Here is a 19,758-nt window from a genome sequence, read left to right on the forward strand (position 1 = left end):
AGGGCCGGCGCACCGCGGGCGGGCGTGCCGCGGGCGGCACCCGGCGCGGCGGCGGGGTCAGGCCTCCGTGCGGGGCCGGTGCGCCGCCTGGGAACGCCGGTACTGGGCCGCGAGACGGACCGGGGCGTTGGGCGCCCCGAAGCCGGTGTACCCGTTGCGGCGCTCGACCACCTCGAAGAACACCGTGCCGAGGGTCTCCGTGTAGAAGTGCAGGAACTCGCCCCCGGCGTCCCGGTCGTAGAGCAGGTGCAGCTCCTGCAGGGACGCCACGAACCCGGGGTCCAGGTCGAAGCGGGCGTCGAGGTCCTCGTAGTAGTTCTGCGGCACGGGCAGGAACCGCAGCCCGCGCCGGCGGGCCCGCCGGGCCACGGCCATCACGTCCGTGCAGGACAGCGCCACGTGCTCGGGGTAGGCCGCGCCCACGAAGGAGCCCTGTTCGGCGGCGGTCGGCGCCACGTTGAGCGGCATCCGCACCGCGCCGTGGGCCGAGCGCATCACCTGGCTGCGCACCAGCCCCGAGGGCCCCGGGACGTCCTGCGAGGCCTGCGCCTCGAGCGCGAGCACCGAGGTGTAGAACAGCACGGCCTCGTCGTAGTGCTGCCACGGCTGGGCCATGTTGAGGTGGTCCACCCCGGTCACCAGGGCGCCGGGCTCGGGCTCCTCGTCCGCGCCGAACTCGCCCAGCCACGCGGGCACCCCGTCCGCCGTGCGCTCGCAGAAGAAGATCTCCGTGCCGTCCGGGGCGAACACCCCGCGCAGCACCTGCTCGCCGGGGCCCTGGGAGCGGGGGACGGGCGGGGCCTTGAGCCGGGCGGCCCGCTCGACGGCGGCGTCCGGGTCCGCGACGTCGACGCCGATCGCGGCGACCTCGGTGGGGGAGCCCTCCGGGACGGCGTCGTTGACGACGACCCGCACCGGCCCCTGCACCCACACCTGCACGTTCTCCTTGGACTGGTGGTGCCCGCCGAGGGCGAAGCCCAGCTGGTGCAGCAGGCGGGTGGTCTCCCCGAGGCGCCCCGTGCGGATCTCCACGAAGTCGAAGCCGCCGGGCTCCTCGACCGCCGGCAGCGCCTGGAGCTCCAGCACGTCGCGGGTCCGCTCGCCGGCCAGCGCCCGCCGGGTCCGGTCCTCGAGCCAGCGCAGGGAGCGCATCCCGTCCACCGCCGTGCGGTGGACGTCGGCCTGGCGGAAGGTGTCGTTGAAGATCTCCAGGGACACCGGCCCGTCGTAGCCCGCGCGGACCAGGTGGGACAGTAACCCGACCATGTCGAAGTCCCCCTCCCCGGGGAACACCCGGTGGTGCCGGGACCAGGACAGGACGTCCAGGCTCAGCAGCGGGGCGTCGGCCAGCTGCACGAAGAAGATCTTCTCCGCCGCGATGTCCTCGATCGGCGCCGGGTCCCAGGCGCGGGAGAGGATGTGGAAGCTGTCGAGGCAGGTCCCCACGCTCGGGTGGTCGGCGAGGTCCACGATCCGCTGGGCGTGCTCGAAGTCGTCGACGAACCGGCCCCACGCCAGCGCCTCGTAGGCGAGCCGCACCCCGTACCGGGCGGCGAGATCGCCGAGCCGGCGCAGCTGCCCGGCCGCGACCTCGTCGTCGTCGATCTCCGCGGTGGCCACGTTGGAGCACACGAGCACGGTCTGCACGCCCAGCCGGTTCATCAGCCGGAACTTGGCCTCGGCCCGCCGCAGGTTCGCGGCGAGCCGCTCCGGGCCCACGGCCTCGAAGTCCCGGAACGGCTGGTAGAGGTCCAGGCTCAGGCCCAGCCGCCCGGCGAGCTCCCGGATCTGCTCGGGGGAGGAGGGGGAGACGACCAGGTCCTGCTCGAAGACCTCGATCCCGTCGAAGCCCGCGGCCGCGGCGGCGTGCATCTTCTCCTCGAGGGTGCCCGAGAGGCAGACCGTGGCAATCGAGGTGCGCATCAGCGTCCGGCCCCGGAGACGGCCGGCTCCTCCGCGTCCCGGCGCCCGGTGCCCTGCTCCGCGAGGACCTCGGCGCGCAGCTCGGCCGCCTCGGCGCGGGAGGTGTGCAGGGCATCGATCTCGTCGAGGGACCTCTTCGCCGTCTCCTGGGCGGTGAGCGCGGCGCCGCCGGAGATCAGGCACGCGACCGTGACGAACACGGCCACGCCCAGCCAGTTGTCGCCGGCGGGACCGGCCACGGCCGAGGCGAGGACGGGTGCGAAGCCTCCCGAGACGGCGAACCCGATCTGCGTGCCCAGGGCCAGCCCCGTGACCCGCACCCGCAGCGGCAGCATCTCGGCGTAGAACGAGGGCCAGATGCTGTTGGCCATCGAGTAGAAGCACCCGGACATGAGCGCGCCGAGCACGAAGATCAGCGGCCAGTTCCCGGCGTGCACCGCCGCGAGGTACGGGTACATCAGCACGGCGGGGCCGAGCACCCCGGTCAGGAAGACGGGCTTGCGGCCGATCCGGTCGGCGAGCACCGCCACGGCCGGGATCACGACCAGGGCGATCGCGTTGGCCAGCACGGAGACCCACAGCATCGTGGAGCGGTCCAGGCCGACCACGGAGGTCGCGAACGAGAGCGACCAGACCGTGAAGACCACGTTGACGGTGTTGATCATCGCGGCGGCGGCGATGCGGACCACGGCGGCCCGGTGGTGCCGCAGGAGCACCCGCAGCGGGGACTCCGGCCGCTCGGCGGGCACCTCGGCGCGGGCCTCCCGGAACGCCGGCGGCTCCTCGAGGTGGCGGCGGATCAGGTAGGCGGCCACCACCACCGCGGCGGAGAGCCAGAAGGGCACGCGCCAGCCCCAGCTGAACAGCGCCTCCTCCGGCAGCAGGGTGAAGGGGATGAACACGGCGGTGGCCAGCAGGGTCCCGAACTGGGTGCCCTGCAGGGTCCAGCTGGTGGTGTACGCCCGGCGGTCCTCGTCGGCGTGCTCGAGCGACATGGAGATGGCGCTCGCCTGCTCGCCCGCGGCGGAGAGGCCCTGCACCACGCGGCACAGCACGAGCAGCGCCGGGGCCAGCATCCCCACTTGGTCGTAGGTCGGGAGGCATCCGACGGCGAAGGTCGCCCCGCCGATCATGAACAGGGTCAGCATGAGCACGAACTTGCGGCCGAACCGGTCCGCCAGCGGACCCATGACCAGCGCCCCCAGCGGCCGCACGGCGTACGCAACGCCCACGGTGCCCATGGCGAACAGGATGGCCACGCCCGGGGAGGTCTCGGCGGGGAAGAAGAGGTGGTTGAGCACCAGGGCGGCGGCGGTGCCGTAGACCGCGAAGTCGTAGTACTCGAGGGCGCTGCCGATCCAGCTGGCCAGAGCGGCCCTGCGGGGGGTCCTCTCGGACGGCGGTGGGGCCGTGGCCCCGGCGGTCGTCGCGGCTGAGCTCATGGGGGTCCTCCGGTCCGGTCCACAACACGACGGTATTCTCATATTGTGAAAGCTACTGCTACTGTGTGACTATGGTTGCTGTGAGCTGGTCCACATGTCAACCGCAGGACGAACGGAGCGTCGCCGTGAGCACACCGAACCGCACCGGGTCCCGGGCCACCGGGTGCCTCCGATGACGGCCCCCGAGGCGGCGGGGAGTGCCCGTCCGGACATGGTCGGCAAGGCCCTCCGGCTGCTGGAGCTGCTGGGGGAGCACCCGGGCGGGCTCACCGCGGCCGAGGCCACCAAGATCTGCGGCTATCCCTTCAGCACCACGTACCGGCTGCTCAACGCCCTCGTCCGGGACGGCTTCGCCGAGCTGCAGGAGGACCGGCGCTACGTCCTGGGGCTGAAGATCTTCCACGCCGCCCACAGCGTGGCCCAGCGCCTCGGCATCACCGGGACGGTCGTGCCCGTGCTGCGGCGGATGGTCGAGCGCACGGGGGAGTCGTGCCTGTTCGCGGTCCTGGACGGGGACCGCTTCCACACCCTCGCCAAGGAGGACGGGCCGGACTTCCGGGTCACCTCCGACCCCGGCTACCGCGGTGCGCTGCACTCCTCGGCCCTGGGGCTGTGCCTGCTGGCGTTCGCCCCGGAGGACGTGCGCGAGCACCTCCTCGGGACCGTCGAGCTCGAGCGGCGCACCCCGAGCACCCTCACGGACCGGGACGAGCTGCGCCGGCGGGTCGAGCGGGTCCGCCGGGAGGGGTGGGCCACCCAGGACCAGGAGCACGACGTGGGGATGATCGCCGTGGCGGTGCCCGTCCTGCGGCCCGGCGGGGGCTGCGCCGGCGCCCTGGCGCTGTCCGCACCGGTGTTCCGCCACCGGCTCGAGGACCTCGTGGACATGGTGCCCGCCCTCCGGGAGGCGGCGGAGGAGCTGGGCGCCCGGCTCACCGGCTGAGCGGCCGCGCGCTCAGGGCACGGCGTCGCCGCGCGCCGCCGTCAGCAGCGCGTACCAGTCCTCGTGGCCCAGCCGGGAGGCCAGTTCCTCCGCGCCGGCGCACGCGGCGATCCGCTCCGGGGCGGTCGTGCCCAGCACCGGGCGGATCCCGCCGGGGTGCCGCATCAGCCACGCCAGGACCACCGCCTCGCCGGAGGTGGCGTGCTCCGCGGCGATCCGGTGGGCCGTGGCCGCGGTGGCCGCGGCGTGCTGGTCCTCCGGGGGGATCGGCGCGCCCGTGTACAGGCCGCGGGCCAGCGAGCCCCACGCCTGCACCTCGATGCCGTCCGCCGCGCAGTATTCCAGGATCCCCTCCGGGAACGAGTGCTCGGCGCCCTCCGGATGGTTGGCCAGGATCTGCTGCTCCACGAAGCCGCGGTGCCGCAGGCTCAGCTCGAGCTGAACCGCCGTGACGGGCGTGCTCAGCAGCTGCTGGTAGAGGGACACCTGGCGGGTGGACATGTTGGACAGCCCCACCGAGCGGATCAGGCCCTCCCGGCGCAGCTCGTCCAGGGCGCCGGCGACCTCCCGGGTGTCGGCCAGCGGATCGGGCCGGTGCAGCATGAGCCGCTCCACCGAGTCCACGCGCAGCCGGCGCAGGGAGCCCTCCAGGCTGCTCCGGATCGTGTCCCGGTCCAGCCGGTAGTGGACCGGGGCGCCGGGGGCGGCGGTGTTGCCGGGCAGGCGCACCCCGCACTTGGTCTGGAGGATCACCCTCCGGCCCAGCTCCGGGTCCTCGGCGAGGAGCTCGCCGAAGACCGCCTCGGACTTCCCGTGGGCGTAGATGTCGGCGTGGTCGAAGTCCGTGATCCCCGCGTCCAGGGCGGCGTGCACCGCGGCCCGGGCACGGTCCACGGTCCCGGCGTCCACCGGGGTGTCGTCCCAGGCGCCGCCGATGGTCATGCAGCCGTAGATCAGGCGTGAGCTCACGGGCGCTCCTCCCCCTCGGGAACTCCGGCGTCCTGGGCGGGGGTCTCCCGCTCCGGTCCCTGCTGCTCCGGTCCCTGCTGCTCCGGTCCCTGCTGCTCCGCGGACCAGCGCAGCCGGGCGGCCGCCGCGTACGCGGCCCCGGACTCCTGCATCCGGCCCGCGCGCTCGTAGAGCCGGCCCAGGGCGGTGAAGCACTCCGCTTGGTCCGTGGCCGTGGCCTCGGTCTCCTGGTAGAAGTCCAGCGCCCGGTTGTACGCCGTGATGGCCTGACTGTGCCGTTCGCCCAGCTCGTAGACCCGCCCCAGGTTGACGTGGCACTGCGCCTGGTCCTGGGCGTCGTGCGGTGCGTCGAGGTACTGGCCCAGGGCGTCGAGCAGGTGCTCCTCGGCGTCGTGCGCACGGTCCAGCTCGAGCAGCAGGCTGCCCAGGATCAGGTGCGTGCGGGCCTTGTGCTTGCCGCTGCCCGGGATGCCGGCGAAGAGCCCCAGGGCGCTCTCGTAGGCGGTGAGCGCCCGGCCGGGGCGGTTCATCCCGAGGTAGAGGTGGCCCAGGTTGTAGTGGCAGGCGGCCTGCTCCTGGAGGGAGTCGCCCTCCTCCTCGAAGAGGACGATGGCCTGCTGGTAGGCGGTCTCGGCCTCGTCGAGCCGTCCGCGGTCCTCGGCGTCGAGGGCCCGGGAGAAGAACCCGTGCCCGTCCTGGGTGTAGCTCATGCGGATTCCTTTCTCGGCCGGGCCTCCCACGGGGAGGAGGGCGCTACACGGGATGCGGGTCCTGGGGGCGGGGCGCCCGGCGGCCGAGCGCGAACCACAGTCCCGCGCCGGCGACGGGGAACGCGAGGATCACGAGCAGCCACAGCAGGCGCAGCACGGGGTCCTGGGCCGGGCTGCGCAGCAGGGAGAGCGAGGCGGCGACCATCAGCACGACGACGACCGCTCCGGCCGCCGTCGCACCGCTCTCCCACGCTCCCGTCCGCACGGCCTCGGTGCCGCCGGCCGCGAGGACGGTCAAGGTGCTCATGCATCGATACTGGCACCGCCGCGGCGGGTGGACAAGGGCGCGTGCCGTGGCGTGCCGGTCCCCGGTCCCCCGGAGAGTGGTCTCCATCACCGCTCAGCAGACTGATAAAATCGGTGTGACGACTGCAACCCCGAGGAGAGTCCACGATGTCCACCTCCGACGACCGCCCGTACGACCAGGAGTCCGCCGCCGAGGAGCCCCCCGCCGGGCGCTCCACCGGGGACCCCGACGACACCGGGGTGGAGCGCCACGCGCCCAGCTCGGCCACCGAGCTCTGGGACCACAACGCCTACGGCCGGGAGGACGGGGACATCGGCGGCTCCGCCACCTCGGGACCCACCGACACCCGCGACCCCCGCGGCGGCGCCCCGGCCTACAACATCGACGCCGGGGACGACGACGCCGTCCGGCACGGCGACGACTCCGGCGGCGACGACGGCACGGACGCCCGCCGGACGGGCGAGTCGCTGACCGGGCCGGACGCGACGGCCGGCGACCGCCGCGAGAGCGTCGGCGGCGGGGTGCGCGAGGGCCGGGCCCAGCGGTCCCCGGGCGCCGGAGGGGGCGCCTTCGACCAGGAGGCGCCCGACCCGGACGCCGCGGACCGGGGCGTCGACGACCGCGACGCCACGGACCGCGACCTCCCCGCCGGGGACACCGCGGTCCCGGGGGCGCGGGCCGGCGCGGACGCCGGGCCGGTGGAGCGCGGGGCCGGCCCCCGCGCCGCCGCGGACGGAGAGCCCGGGGCCGTGCCGGGCGAGCGCTCGGAGGAGGGCCCCTCCGTGGTCCGTCACGAGGAGCGTCTGCAGGTCGGCACCGAGCGGGTCGGCGCCGGGCGGGCCCGGCTGCGCAAGTACGTGGTGGAGGAGCCGGTGCGCGCGGAGCAGACCCTGGCGTCCGAGGACGTCGAGGAGATCCGCACTCCCGTCACCGAGGATGAGCGCGAGGCGTTCCTCGCCGGGCAGGAGCTGCCGGTGGGGGAGGACGAGGTCATCCTCTACCGGGAGGTGCCCGTGGTGCGGACGGTGCGGGTGCCCTACGAGCGGGTCCGCCTGGCCGTGCGCCGCACGGAGCGCACCGAGGTGGTCGAGGAGACCGTGCGCCGGGAGCGGGTCGACGTCGACACGGACACCGCTGCGGACACCGACACGGACACCGCTGCGGACACCGGCGCGGGCACTGCTGCTGACACCGGCGCGGGCACTGCTGCGGACACCGGTGACGGCATCGGGGAGGCCGGCCCGGGGGGCGCCGACCGGCGCTGAACTCCTTCGGCGGACGGACCCCTCGGCCCCGCGGCCGGGGGGTCCGCCGCCGTGCCGGGGCGCATCCGCGCAGGCCCGCCCGCCTGTTCACCCAGCGCGGAGCCCCGGCCAGGGGGTTGTGCCCCGGCGCACGGGGGTGAAGTAATGATCAGTGAGCTGGTTGTTCCGGTCCGTGCGGGCCGGGGCGGACCGGTGCCGACGACGTGACGACGACCGGGAGGTCCCCCATGCGCAAGAGGCTCAACAGGATGAGGCAGAGGACCGGGGAGCAGCCCTCCATGACCCCCGGCGTCCCCGGCAGCGAGACGGCGCCCGTCGCGGAGCCCACCACGCCCCGGCCGCCGCTGCCGCCCAAGCCGGACCAGGGCACGCCCGAGCCCGTGAGCCCCACGGGCCGGGACACCGGGATCGACCCCGCCCTCAACGCCCAGGGCGGGGAGCACCTGACCACCGCCCACGGCGCCCGGCGCAGCGACACCGACCACTCCCTGAAGGCCGGCCGGCGCGGGCCCGTGCTCCTGCAGGACCACCACTTCCGCGAGAAGATCAGCCACTTCGACCACGAGCGCATCCCGGAGCGCGTCGTGCACGCCCGCGGCGCCGGCGCCCACGGCGTGTTCCGCTCCTACGGCACCGCGAGCCGGATCTCCTCCGCCGCGCTGTTCCAGAAGGACGTGGAGACCCCGGTCTTCGTGCGCTTCTCGACCGTCCTCGGCTCGCGCGGTTCCGCCGACCTCGCCCGGGACACCCGCGGCTTCGCCACGAAGTTCTACACCTCCGAGGGCACCTGGGACCTCGTGGGCAACAACATGCCCGTCTTCTTCATCCAGGACGCCATCAAGTTCCCGGACGTCATCCACGCCGGCAAGCCCCACCCGGACCGGGAGATCCCGCAGGCGCAGTCCGCCCACGACACCTTCTGGGACTTCGTCTCGCTGCACACGGAGGCCCAGCACCACACCATCTGGAACATGTCGGACCGCGGCATCCCCCGCTCCTACCGGACGATGGAGGGTTTCGGCATCCACACCTTCCGGCTGGTCGACGACTCGGGCCGCAGCGTGCTCGTGAAGTTCCACTGGAAGCCGAAGCTCGGGGTGCACTCGGTGCTGTGGGAGGAGGCCCAGATCGCGATGGGCATGGACCCGGACATGCACCGCCGCGACCTCGCCGACGCCATCGAGGCCGGCGCCCACCCCGAGTGGGAGCTCGGGGTGCAGGTCTTCGAGGACAACGAGGAGCAGACGTTCGAGGGCATCGACCTGCTCGACCCCACCAAGATCGTCCCGGAGGAGCTCGCGCCCGTTGAGCCGGTCGGGCTGATGACGCTCAACCGCAACCCCTCGAACTACTTCGCCGAGACGGAGCAGGTCGCCTTCAACCCCAACAACCTGGTGCGCGGCATCGACGTCACCAACGACCCGCTGCTGCAGGGCCGGCTGTTCTCCTACCTGGACACCCAGCTCAGCCGGCTGGGCGGGCCCAACTGGACGCAGCTGCCGATCAACCGCCCGCACGCCCCCGTCAACGACATGCTCCGGGACGGCATGCACCAGAGCGCCGTGCACTCCGGCGTGGCGCCCTACCACCCGAACTCCCTGGACGGGAACAACCCCTTCCCCGCGGAGGAGCCCGCGCGGCCCTTCATCGACCACCCGGCCCCGGTCGCAGAGTCGGTCAAGGAGCGCGGGAACCCCGTGTCCTTCGAGGACCACTACACCCAGACCCGCCTGTTCTGGCTGTCGATGAGCGACGTGGAGAAGGAGCACATCGCGCAGGCGTACACCTTCGAGCTCGGCAAGTGCTGGGAGCAGTCCGTCAAGGAGCGCCAGCTGCAGGCGCTCGCCAACGTCGACGAGAAGCTCTGCGCCGTCGTCGCCCAGGGGCTGGGCCTGCCGGCGCCGAAGCCGACCGTCAAGCACGGGCGGATCACGCCCAGTCCGGCCCTGTCCCAGGTCGGCGGGCAGTGGCCCCTCGACGGCCGCCAGGTGGGCATCGTGGTGGGCCCCGACCCGGACGAGGACGACCTCGTGGCCGTGGTCTCCGCGATCGACGACTCCGGCATGGTGCCGCTGGTGATCGCCCCGCACGGCGGGCCGGTGGGGCGCCGCGGACAGGTCGTGGCCCACCGGACCTACCTCACGGCGCGCTCGGTCGAGTTCGACTCGCTGCTCGTGGCCGGTGCCGTCCCGCCGGCCCCGGACGCCCGCCCGGGCCTCGACGCCAAGGCCGGGGCCGTCGCCGCCGGCGACGTGGACCCGCGCGTGCACCTGCTGCTCGGCGAGGTGTTCCGGCAGGCCAAGGCCATCGGCGCCTGGGGAGCCAAGGGCCAGGTGCTCGCCGGGGCCGGTCTGCCCGACCGCGCCCCCGGCGTGGTCTCGGGCAAGGACGCCGCGGCCGTGGTGGAGCAGGTGGTCGGCCTCATGAAGAGCCACCGCGCCTGGGAGCGGTTCCCGGTCTCCGGGCGCCTCTGACCCCACCGCCCCTCACGACGTCACCACGTCCGCCCGGGAACCCTGCTGGACGGCAGCGGTCCCGGGCGGACGTGGTGACGTCGGGGCGGGGCGGAGCCGGTCAGAAGCGGCCGAGCTCCTCCCGCAGCGCCGAGCCGAGGTCGGGGTGGCGGAACCGGTAGCCGCGGTCGATGGCCCGGTCCGCCGAGACCCGCTGGTCCGCGAGCGCCATGAGCTCCGCGCCCTCGGACCCGAGCACCAGCTTCGGCCCGAATCCGGGCGTGGGCAGCAGGGCCGGCCGGCCGAGGACCTTCCCGAGGGCCCGGGCGTACTCGCGGCCCGTCACGGGCATCGGGGCCACGGCGTTGAGGGGCCCGTGCAGCCCCGGGGTGAGCACCGCGTGGGCGAACAGGCCCGCCGCGTCGTCCAACGAGATCCAGCTCAGCCACTGGTCCCCGGAGCCCAGCCGTCCGCCCAGTCCGGCGAGGAACAGGGGCAGCTGGGCCTTGAGGGCGCCGCCGGCGGGGGTCTGCACCACGCCGGTGCGCACCGTGACCACGCGCGTGCCGATGGCCTCGGCGTCCAGGGCGGCCCGTTCCCAGGCCGTGCAGACCTCGGCGAGGAAGTCCTCGCCCGGTGGGGACTTCTCCGTGACGGTCTGCCCGTGGGTGTCCGCCCCGTAGTAGCCGATCGCGGACCCGTTGACCAGCGCGGAGGGGGCCTCGTCGCCGAGCGCGGTGAAGGCCCGGACCAGCAGCCGGGTGCCGAGCACCCGGGAGTCGTGGATCTGCTCCTTCGCCGCGTCCGTGAGCCGCCCGCCGATGGTCCGCCCGGCCAGGTTCACCACCACGTCCACGCCCCGCAGGGCGCCGGGGTCCAGCTCCCCGGAGGCCGGGTCCCAGGAGATCTCGCGAGGAGTGCGCGCCTCGCGCCGCACGAAGCGCTGGACCGTGTGGCCGCCGGTGCCGAGCAGTGCAGCCAGCTGCACGCCGATGGTGCCCGAGGCCCCCGTGACGGCCACGGTCAGGGGCCGGCCGGGGTAGCGGGCGTGCAGCTCGAGATCGGCGGCCAGGCGCCGGGAGCGGGCCTCGAACTGACGTCCCAGCGCCGGGCCCATCAGCCGGTCCCCGAACGCCCGGTTGCCGGGCAGCGCCGCGTACTCCACCGTGTCGGTGACCACGGTGCCGCCGTTGCCGTCGTCGTCGAACCGGTGGTGGTGCTCCCACGAGGCGAGCGGGCCCCGCACCATCCGGTCCCGGAACTCCCGGCCCGGGACGAAGCCGTGGTGCTCGGCGGTCCAGGGCACCGAGGCCAGCCCGTAGGAGCCCGGCACCGCGACGCGCAGCCGCGAGCGCGTCCCGTCCTGCAGCGGGGGCGAGGACTCCTCCACCACGGAGCCCGTCCAGGCCGGGGTCAGCCGTGTCAGCGCCCCCGGGCGGGCGTGCCAGGCGAAGACGTCCTCGACGGGATGGGGCACACGGGAGCTGTACGTGAAGGTGGTCATGCGTGCCACTCAACCCGCATCGGCCCGGTTCGTCCAGGACCACGCGCCGCCGGCCGTCCGTGTCCCCGCCCGGACCCTTCCCCGCCCATCCGCCGTTCGCTAGGGTGGACGCACGTTCGCGGTGCGGCCCCCGGCCCCGCCCGCGGCACTCCCGCCGCGGTCCCGGGCCGGCGCAGCGCCGTCCCACCGAGGCCCCGTTGCGGCGGGACCCGCCCAGCAAGGAGACCGACATGGCCGAGCGAGGCAGCACCAAGCACAGCGCGGAGCTGGACGACCAGATGAAGCAGGAGGTCGCCGGCGAGGTGGCCGGGGTCCAGCCCGACCACGTGGAGGAGCACCGGCAGACCGACCCGTGGGTCGACGACACCGACAGCCCGGAGGTCCGCTCCGCCGTGGAGGAGCGCGAGCGCGCCCCCCGCCCGGAGGACCGGCAGCAGTAGCGGGTGGTCGCGGCCCGTCCGGGCGGCCCTGCGCGGCCGTCCCGCTTGCCCCCGGGCGGTCCGTCGCCCAGAGTGGGGGCGTGAACACCCCCGGACACATCGCCCTCATCCGCCACGGCCAGACCGACTGGAACCTCGAGGAGCGGCTGCAGGGCGCCACCGACATCCCGCTCAACGACGCCGGGAGGGAGCAGGCCCGGGTCGCCGCCGGGCACCTGCGCTCCGGGGCCGTCCGGTGGGACGTGCTCGTGTCCTCGCCGCTGGGCCGGGCGGTGGAGACCGCCCGGATCATCGGCGGGGTCCTGGGCCTGGAACTGACGGCCACCTACGACGATCTCGTGGAGCGCGGCTTCGGCCCGTACGAGGGCTCGCGCCTGGCCGGTCTCGAGGGGGCCGCGCGGGAGCGGATCCTCGACGCGGGGGAGCCGCCGGAGGCGGTCGCCCGCCGCGGCCTGGCGGCCCTGCGCCGGATCCGCGAGGACCACCCCGGGCGCAGCGTGCTGGTCGTCGCGCACGGTTCGCTCATCCGCCTGACGGTCTCCGAGCTCAACGGGGAGGCCCACCCGCGGGTCCGCAACTGCGAGGTGGTGCCCGTGCGCGCGGAGGCCCTGGAGGCGGCGCGGCGGCGAGATGACGTGGCCGAGTCCACCGCACCCTGACAGTCCCGGGTTCGTTCAATAAGCTGAGGCCACCAGGGACGGTCCCACGAGGTGCCGTCCACCCCTGCGGCGGCGACGGTGGCGCACAGAACGTGCCACCGGCCCGCCCACGGCGACGAAGGCGTGATGCGGCTGTGGCCTCTGACCAGTACACGATCCCCGACGAGGACCGGACCGAGGCGATCCGGGTGATCCCGAAGGCCCCGGAGTGGAGCGGGGACCGGGAGTGGATCAACGAGTACTACCGCCACGTGCCGCAGGACGACCTGCTCGCCCGCACCGAGGAGCAGCTGCGGGAGCGGGCCGAGCACCACCACGAGGTGGCCCGGGTCCGGGCGCCCCGGGAGATCGCCGTGGGCGTGCGCCAGGAGGACTCCACCTCCGTGGTCTTCGTGGTCACCGAGGACGTCCCGTACCTCGTGAGCACCGTGTCCGCGGAGATCGCCGCCAAGTGGGGCGGCGCCCGCCTGCTCATCCACCCCGTGCTCGTCGCCACCCGGGACGCGGACAGCCACGAGCTGCGCGAGCTGCAGCAGGTGCCGGACTTCTCGGCCACGTCCAGCGGCGACACCACCGCCCTGCCGAGCCTGGCGGGCTTCCGCTCGGACGGCGGCACCACGCACGTCGTGGAGTCCTGGATCTCCGTGGAGCTGTCCCGGCAGATCTCGGACGGGACCGCCCGGGAGCTCGAGGACCGGCTCTCCAGCCTGCTCGAGGACGTCCAGCGGGTCGACGACGACCAGTCGGAGCTCAAGGAGCGCGTCGGCCGGCTCGCGGACGAGCTGGACCGGCTGCGGCAGCTGGACCTGCCCGAGGGCGGGCACCCGCCGCTGATCGGACCGTCCCAGGAGTTCCTGCGCTGGCTGTCCCGGGGCAACTTCATCCTCATGGGGTTCAAGGAGTACGACCTCGAGGACACCGGTGACGGACTCTCCCTGGTCAGCCGCCCGGGGACCGGACTGGGCCTGCTCGTGGAGCACGACCGCAAGCCGCACCGGCAGGTGCTCACCGGGCTGGGCCGGGAGCACGCGCGCGAGGCCGGCACGCTGTTCATCACGAAGGCCAACCGCCGCTCGTCCATCCACCGCCGGGAGTACCTCGACTACATCGGCGTCGCGAAGTACGACGACGAGGGCCGGATCGTGGGGGAGTACCTGGTGCTGGGGCTGTTCACCCGCCGCGCCTACAACACCCCGGCCCGCGAGACGCCGCTGATCAAGGACAAGATGGCCGAGGTCGCCGAGCGGTTCGGCTTCCTCGAGGACTCGCACTCGGCCCGGGACCTCATGGGCAACATCGAGGACTACCCGCGCGACGAGCTGTTCCACATGACCGCGGACGAGCTCTACGACATCATGAGCGGCGTCATGGGCCTGGACGAGCGGCGCCAGACCCGGCTGTTCCTGCGCCAGGACCACTTCGGGCGGTTCATGTCCGCGGTGGTCTTCCTCCCCCGCGACCGCTACAACACGTCGGTGCGCGGGCGGATCGAGGCGGAGCTCGAGCGCACCTTCGACGCCGAGTCCATCGACTTCGACGCCCGGCTGTCCTCCTCGACCCTCGCCCGCCTGTTCTTCCGGATCCGGCTGCCGTACACCGGCGAGGTGCAGTCCTTCGACCGCGCGGGCCTCGAGGCGCGGCTGCGGGCCGCGGTGCGCTCCTGGTCCGAGGCGCTGGCCCGGGCGATCCACCGGGCGTTCCCGGAGGAGCTCGCCCGGGCGCACGCCGAGAACTGGGCGGAGGCGTTCCCGGACGCCTACCGCGCGGACTACGAGATCGAGGAGGCGGTCGAGGACCTCCAGCGCTGCGAGGAGCTGTGGGGCCGGGACCCGGACCTGCCCGCGGAGGTGCGCGTCGTCGACGACCCCGGGGGCGTGCGGCTGAACATCTACCTCACCCGCTCCCTGTCCCTCACCGCGCTGCTGCCGATGCTGCAGAACCTCGGCCTGACGGTCCTGGACCAGAAGCCGTACGAGGTCACCCCCGCCGACGGCCGGCACTTCCAGCTCTACGACTTCGGGGTGCGGCTGCCGGAGGGCGTGGACGCGACCGGCCCGGAGGACGCCAAGACCGAGGACCTCATCGAGGACACCCTGTGCGCCGTGCTGTCCAACCGCTCCGAGTCGGACTCCCTGAACCGGCTGGTCCTGACCGAGCGCATGACGTGGCGGACCGTGGCGGTGCTGCGCTCCTACGTCCGGTACCTCCTGCAGCTGGGGCACCCCAACTCGTTCGACTACATCGCGGACACGCTGCTGGGCTTCCCACGGGTCACCCGGGCGCTGGTCGAGTTCTTCGACGCGAGCTTCAACCCCGCGCTCGACGACGCCGTGCGCGGCTCCCAGCGCGACGCCGCCCACGGCCGGCTCACCGAGGCCCTGGACGAGGTGCCGACCCTGGACGCGGACAAGCTGCTGCGCGCGCTGGCCGAGATCATGGCCGCGACCCTGCGCACCAACGTGTTCCGGCACCGCCCCACCATGGCGTTCAAGCTGGACCCCCGGCGGATCAGCACGGCCCCGCTGCCGCACCCGATGTTCGAGGTGTGGGTGTGGTCCCCCCGGGTCGAGGGCACGCACCTGCGCTTCGGCCCGGTGGCCCGCGGAGGCCTGCGCTGGTCGGACCGCCGCGAGGACTTCCGCACCGAGGTCCTGGGCCTGGTCAAGGCGCAGATGGTGAAGAACTCGGTGATCGTGCCCAACGGGGCGAAGGGCGGGTTCTACCCCAAGCAGCTGCCGGAGCCCGCGGTGGACCGCGACGCCTGGGTGGCCGAGGGCCGGGAGGCCTACAAGCTGTTCATCGCCTCCCTGCTGGACATCACGGACAACCTCGTGCGGGACGAGTCCGGCCAGGACGTCGCCGTGCACCCGGAGCAGGTGGTGCGCCGCGACGGCCAGGACTCCTACCTGGTGGTGGCCGCGGACAAGGGGACGGCGTCCTTCTCGGACACCGCCAACGCGATCTCCGCGGAGTACGGGTTCTGGCTCGGGGACGCCTTCGCCTCGGGCGGCTCGGTGGGCTACGACCACAAGGCCATGGGCATCACCGCCCGGGGGGCCTGGGAGTCGGTGAAGCGGCACTTCTTCGCGCTGGGCGTCGACACCCAGGCCGAGGACTTCACCGTGGTGGGCGTGGGTGACATGTCCGGCGACGTGTTCGGCAACGGCATGCTGCTGTCCGAGCACATCCGGCTGCTGGCCGCCTTCGACCACCGGGACATCTTCCTCGACCCCGACCCGGACCCGGCCGTCTCCTACGCCGAGCGCGAGCGGCTCTTCGGCCGTCCCCGCTCCTCGTGGCAGGACTACGACCCGGAGAAGATCTCGGCCGGCGGCGGCGTGTACTCGCGCACCGCGAAGTCCGTGCCGATCTCCCCGCAGGTCCGCGAGGCCCTCGACCTCGACGACGGCGTGGAGGAGCTCTCCCCGATCGAGCTGATGCGGGCGATCCTCTCGGCACCCGCCGACCTGCTGTACAACGGGGGGATCGGCACGTACGTGAAGTCGGAGCAGGAGACGCACACGGACGTGGGCGACAAGGCCAACGACGCCATCCGCGTCGACGGCCGGGACCTGCGGGCCAAGGTCGTCGGCGAGGGCGGCAACCTGGGCTTCACCCAGCTGGGCCGCGTGGAAGCCGCGCTGAACGGGGTGCTGATCAACACCGACGCGATCGACAACTCCGGCGGCGTGGAGTCCTCCGACCGCGAGGTCAACATCAAGATCCTGGTGGACCGCATGGTCGTGGCCGGGGAGCTCTCCGCGGACGAGCGCGCCGGCTTCATCGAGGCCATGACCGACGAGGTCGCCGGGCTGGTGCTCGAGACGAACGTGGCGCAGAACGTGCTCCTGACCACGGAGCGCTCCCGGGTGCGAAACCTCAACGAGGCCTACATCCGTTTCATGCACTGGCTCGAGGAGGAGGCCGACCTCGACCGGGAGATCGAGTTCCTGCCCACCGACGAGCAGCTGCGGGAGCGGACCCGCACCGGCCAGGGGCTCACCTCCCCGGAGCTGTCCGTGCTGGCGGCCTACGCCAAGATCCAGCTCTCCGAGGCCCTGGTCGAGGGCGGCCTCGCCGAGGACCCGTGGTTCGTGGAGGTCCTGGAGGCCTACTTCCCGGAGCAGATCACGCAGCGCTTCGGCGAGCTCGTCGCCACCCACCCCCTGCGCGCCGAGATCATCGGCACCGTGGTGGCCAACCAGATGGTCAACTACGGCGGCATCCCGTTCGTCTACCGGGTGATGGAGGAGACCGGGTGCGGGCCCGTGCAGGTGGCGCGGGCCTTCGTGGCGGCGGTGCAGATCTACGAGATCGACCGCTACGCCCACCAGCACCGGGAGCTGACCGCGGACGTGCCCACCGAGATGTGGGACCGGATGTTCCTGGACATGCGCCGCCTGCTGGACCGCGTGGTGCGCTGGCTCATCAACCGGGAGGAGACCGCCCGCCCGGTCGCCGAGGTCATCGACCGCTACAAGCCCACCGTGGACATCCGGTTCCTCGAGGACAAACTTCTCGGGGAGGACTCCCGGCAGCGGGTGGACTCGCGGGCCGAGGCCGCCGTGCGCCAGGGCATCCCCGGGCCGCTGGCCACCGAGTGGTCGCAGCTGCTGGACGCGTTCGCGCTGCTGGACGTCGCCCGCCTCGCCCACGCCTCCGGCGAGGCGGTCGCCGAGGACGGCACCCTGGACGAGGAGCAGATCAAGACCATCGCCAAGGTCTACTTCCGGCTCTACGACCGGTACCGGATCGAGAGCCTGCTCAACCGCATCACCGCCCTGCCGCAGACCACGCGCTGGGAGAACCTCGCGCGGATGTCCATGCGGGAGGACGTGTACGCCACCCTGGTGGCCCTCGCCGACCAGGCGCTCGAGGCGCCCGGCCGGGACGCGCGGGAGAAGGTCGAGTCCTGGGAGTCCAGCAACGAGTCGCGGCTGGGCCGGCTGCGCGAGGTGCTGGGGGAGATCGAGGCCGAGGACACCGGCGAGGCCTCCGCCGAGCTCGCGTCCCTGTCCGTGGCGCTGCGGACCATGCGCAGCGCCCTGGCCGGATAGGGCCGCCCGTGCGGGGCACGGCCGCGGTCGTCGGCTCGGGGCCCAACGGACTGGCCGCGGCCGTGGTGCTGGCCCGCGCGGGCCTCGACGTCACGGTGCATGAGGCGGCGGGCGCGGCCGGGGGCGCGGCGCGCTCCTCCGCCGCCCTCGGCGCCGGCACCGTGGTCGACCTCGGCTCCGCGGTGCACCCCTTCGGCGTGGCCAGCCCCCTGTTCGCCCGGCTCGGCCTGCACCGGCACGGCCTGGAGTGGCTGCACCCGCCGGTGGTCGCGGCGCACCCGCTCGACGACGGCCCGCCGGGTCTGCTGCACCGCTCGCTCGAGCGCACCGCGGCCGGGCTGGGCGTGGACGGCCGGGCGTGGTCCCTGCTGCACCGCGGCGTGGTGGAGCGCTGGGAGGAGACGGTCGAGTCGGTGCTGGGACCGCTCGTGCGCGTGCCCGAGCACCCGCGGGCCCTGGCGGCCTTCGGGCTGCGCGCCCCGTGGCCCGCCGCGGCCACCGCGCGGGCGCTGTTCCGCACCGACCAGGCCCGCGGACTCTTCGCCGGGTCCGCGGCCCACGCGGTCCTGCCCCCGCGGCAGGTCCTGACCTCCGCGTTCGGGACGCTCTTCGGGGCGGCCGCCCACGCCACCGGGTGGCCGGTGGCGCGCGGCGGGTCCCAGGCCGTGGTCGACGCCCTCGTGGCCGATCTCGAGGAGCACGGAGGCCGGGTGCTCCTCGACTCCCCGGTGACGGACCTCGCCCGGGTGCGGCCCGCCGACGTCGTCCTGCTCGACCTCACCCCCCGGCAGGTGCTGGGCCTGCGCGGGCTCGAGCTGCCGGACCGGTACCGGCGGGCGCTGGCCCGGTGGCGCTACGGCACGGCCTGCTACAAGGTGGACCTGCTGCTGGACGGCCCGGTGCCGTGGCGGGACCCGCGGGTGGCGGAGGCCGGGACCGTGCACCTGGGCGGGACGCTGACCGAGATCGGCGCCGCGGAGGAGCAGGCCCGGGCGGGCCGGCTGCCGGAGCGCCCGTTCGTGCTCGTGGCCCAGCAGGGGGCCGCGGACCCCTCCCGGGCGCCCGCGGGCCGGCAGGTGCTGTGGGCGTACGCCCACGTCCCGCACGGCTGCGACGACCCGGGGGCGGGGGAGCGGGTGCTCGGCCAGCTGGAGCGCTTCGCCCCCGGGGTGCGGGACCGGGTCCTGGCGCGGGTGGACACCCCGCCGGCCCGGCTGGAGGCGTGGAACGCCAACCTCGTGGGCGGGGACATCGGCGGCGGCGCCCTGGACGGGCTGCAGCAGCTCTTCCGGCCCGCGGTGCAGACCGACCCCTACGCCACCGGCGTGCCGGGGGTCTGGCTGTGCTCGTCGTCGACCCCTCCGGGCGGCGGGGTGCACGGGATGGCCGGGTACCACGCGGCCCGCCGGGCGCTGCGCGGGCTCGCCAGGACCCGGCGGGGCGCCGGCTGACCGGGGCTCAGGCGCCGACCTCCGCGTACGTCGTGGCCGCGAGCTCACGGATCTGCGCCACGTAGCCCCGGGTCTCCGCGAACGGGGGGATCCCGCCGTGCCGCAGCACCGCGGTGGGCCCGGCGTTGTAGGCGGCGAGCACGAGGTCGACCTCCTCGCGGGCGGTGGCGGGCGCCAGCCCCTGCACCATGCGGCGCAGGTCCTTGAGGTAGAGGCCCTGGGCGCGGATGGCGGCCCGGGGGTCGAAGGGATCGCCCCGCCCGTAGCGCTCCCACGTGTCCGGGACGAACTGGGCGAGGCCCTGCGCCCCGGCGTGGCTGACGGCCCGCGGGTCCCAGCGGCTCTCGACGTCCAGCTGGGCCGCCACGATCCCGGGCGGGATCCCCGAGAACTCGGCGGCGGCCAGGACGTCGTCGCCCCACGGCTCCGGCACGGGGGCCGTGCGGCGGGGCCCGTCGCCCAAGGGCGGCTCGCAGCACCCGGGGGTGTTGGCGTGGAAGAGACCGCCGGTGCCGATCAGGAGCAGCAGCACGGAGGCCAGCAGGATCCACGGGGAGCCGCGCGGGGCGGGCTCCCCGGGGCCGGCGTGCTCGGTGCCGGGGCGCGCGGGATCCAGGACGGTGGTGGCCATCCGT

Annotated in this window: 14 protein-coding genes; 7 read left to right on the top strand and 7 right to left on the bottom strand. The window is 74.1% G+C overall.

Annotated features, from left to right (window positions below):
- Nucleotides 1-57: 57 nt before the first annotated feature.
- Complete coding sequence (locus tag QYM41_RS14200) at nt 58-1,923, bottom strand: bifunctional sugar phosphate isomerase/epimerase/4-hydroxyphenylpyruvate dioxygenase family protein (RefSeq protein WP_368800427.1); 1,866 nt, start codon at nt 1,921-1,923, stop codon at nt 58-60.
- A complete protein-coding gene (locus QYM41_RS14205) occupies nt 1,923-3,365 on the bottom strand; it encodes an MFS transporter (protein WP_368800428.1) in 1,443 nt (480 codons plus the stop codon). The genes QYM41_RS14200 and QYM41_RS14205 overlap by 1 nt, the downstream gene beginning before the upstream one ends.
- Before the next feature lie 172 nt (nt 3,366-3,537).
- Here QYM41_RS14205 and QYM41_RS14210 point away from each other — a divergent pair, with 172 nt between their 5' ends.
- The gene (locus QYM41_RS14210; RefSeq protein ID WP_368800429.1) at nt 3,538-4,308 is read left to right on the top strand and encodes an IclR family transcriptional regulator; all 771 of its coding nucleotides are present in this window, start codon (nt 3,538-3,540) and stop codon (nt 4,306-4,308) included.
- Nucleotides 4,309-4,320: 12 nt separating this feature from the next.
- Here QYM41_RS14210 and QYM41_RS14215 read toward each other — a convergent pair whose 3' ends face one another.
- The 3 genes from QYM41_RS14215 to QYM41_RS14225 are packed head-to-tail and all read right to left on the bottom strand — an operon-like array spanning nt 4,321 to nt 6,294.
- Entirely contained in the window at nt 4,321-5,277 is a 957-nt protein-coding gene (locus QYM41_RS14215) for an aldo/keto reductase (RefSeq protein WP_368800430.1), read from the bottom strand.
- Nucleotides 5,274-5,987, bottom strand: a complete 714-nt coding sequence (locus QYM41_RS14220) for a tetratricopeptide repeat protein (protein WP_368800431.1) — start codon at nt 5,985-5,987, stop codon at nt 5,274-5,276. Before QYM41_RS14220 ends, QYM41_RS14215 begins: the two co-directional genes overlap by 4 nt.
- Before the next feature lie 43 nt (nt 5,988-6,030).
- The gene (locus QYM41_RS14225; protein ID WP_368800432.1) at nt 6,031-6,294 is read right to left on the bottom strand and encodes a PLDc N-terminal domain-containing protein; all 264 of its coding nucleotides are present in this window, start codon (nt 6,292-6,294) and stop codon (nt 6,031-6,033) included.
- Nucleotides 6,295-6,440: 146 nt separating this feature from the next.
- On the opposite strand from QYM41_RS14225, the gene QYM41_RS14230 reads away from it, so the two are divergent.
- A complete protein-coding gene (locus tag QYM41_RS14230) occupies nt 6,441-7,559 on the top strand; it encodes a DUF2382 domain-containing protein (RefSeq protein ID WP_368800433.1) in 1,119 nt (372 codons plus the stop codon).
- A 248-nt stretch (nt 7,560-7,807) separates the two neighbouring features.
- On the top strand, nt 7,808-10,033 hold the full coding sequence (locus QYM41_RS14235) for a catalase (protein WP_438612600.1): 2,226 nt from the start codon (nt 7,808-7,810) through the stop codon (nt 10,031-10,033).
- A 100-nt stretch (nt 10,034-10,133) separates the two neighbouring features.
- On the opposite strand, the gene QYM41_RS14240 is transcribed toward QYM41_RS14235, so the two are convergent.
- Entirely contained in the window at nt 10,134-11,516 is a 1,383-nt protein-coding gene (locus QYM41_RS14240) for a TIGR01777 family oxidoreductase (protein ID WP_368800434.1), read from the bottom strand.
- A gap of 230 nt (nt 11,517-11,746) precedes the next feature.
- Here QYM41_RS14240 and QYM41_RS14245 point away from each other — a divergent pair, with 230 nt between their 5' ends.
- From QYM41_RS14245 to QYM41_RS14260, 4 genes are all read left to right on the top strand, one after another.
- Nucleotides 11,747-11,956, top strand: coding sequence for a hypothetical protein (locus tag QYM41_RS14245; protein WP_368800435.1), 210 nt, complete (start codon nt 11,747-11,749; stop codon nt 11,954-11,956).
- Nucleotides 11,957-12,036: 80 nt separating this feature from the next.
- Entirely contained in the window at nt 12,037-12,615 is a 579-nt protein-coding gene (locus QYM41_RS14250; protein ID WP_368800436.1) for a histidine phosphatase family protein, read from the top strand.
- A gap of 134 nt (nt 12,616-12,749) precedes the next feature.
- Nucleotides 12,750-17,672 carry an NAD-glutamate dehydrogenase gene (locus QYM41_RS14255; protein ID WP_368800437.1) on the top strand — a complete coding sequence of 1,641 codons (4,923 nt, stop codon included), beginning with the start codon at nt 12,750-12,752 and terminating at the stop codon, nt 17,670-17,672.
- Between the two features lie 8 nt (nt 17,673-17,680).
- Nucleotides 17,681-19,123 (top strand): phytoene desaturase family protein, encoded by a 1,443-nt coding sequence (locus QYM41_RS14260; RefSeq protein WP_368800438.1) that lies wholly within the window; start codon nt 17,681-17,683, stop codon nt 19,121-19,123.
- A 7-nt stretch (nt 19,124-19,130) separates the two neighbouring features.
- On the opposite strand, the gene QYM41_RS14265 is transcribed toward QYM41_RS14260, so the two are convergent.
- Complete coding sequence (locus QYM41_RS14265; RefSeq protein ID WP_368800439.1) at nt 19,131-19,754, bottom strand: lytic transglycosylase domain-containing protein; 624 nt, start codon at nt 19,752-19,754, stop codon at nt 19,131-19,133.
- Between the last annotated feature and the right edge of the window lie 4 nt (nt 19,755-19,758).

This window comes from Kocuria oxytropis (genome assembly GCF_040981195.1).
Lineage (GTDB): Bacteria > Actinomycetota > Actinomycetes > Actinomycetales > Micrococcaceae > Kocuria > Kocuria oxytropis.

Bases quoted from the DNA above. Each gene is read 5' to 3' on its own strand.
- QYM41_RS14220 (WP_368800431.1), bottom strand. From the start codon at position 5,987: ATGAGCTACACCCAGGACGGGCACGGGTTCTTCTCCCGGGCCCTCGAC.
- QYM41_RS14245 (WP_368800435.1), top strand. From the start codon at position 11,747: ATGGCCGAGCGAGGCAGCACCAAGCACAGCGCGGAGCTGGACGACCAG.
- QYM41_RS14235 (WP_438612600.1), top strand. From the start codon at position 7,808: ATGAGGCAGAGGACCGGGGAGCAGCCCTCCATGACCCCCGGCGTCCCC.
- QYM41_RS14240 (WP_368800434.1), bottom strand. From the start codon at position 11,516: ATGACCACCTTCACGTACAGCTCCCGTGTGCCCCATCCCGTCGAGGAC.
- QYM41_RS14230 (WP_368800433.1), top strand. From the start codon at position 6,441: ATGTCCACCTCCGACGACCGCCCGTACGACCAGGAGTCCGCCGCCGAG.
- QYM41_RS14265 (WP_368800439.1), bottom strand. From the start codon at position 19,754: ATGGCCACCACCGTCCTGGATCCCGCGCGCCCCGGCACCGAGCACGCC.
- QYM41_RS14205 (WP_368800428.1), bottom strand. From the start codon at position 3,365: ATGAGCTCAGCCGCGACGACCGCCGGGGCCACGGCCCCACCGCCGTCC.
- QYM41_RS14210 (WP_368800429.1), top strand. From the start codon at position 3,538: ATGACGGCCCCCGAGGCGGCGGGGAGTGCCCGTCCGGACATGGTCGGC.
- QYM41_RS14200 (WP_368800427.1), bottom strand. From the start codon at position 1,923: ATGCGCACCTCGATTGCCACGGTCTGCCTCTCGGGCACCCTCGAGGAG.
- QYM41_RS14225 (WP_368800432.1), bottom strand. From the start codon at position 6,294: ATGAGCACCTTGACCGTCCTCGCGGCCGGCGGCACCGAGGCCGTGCGG.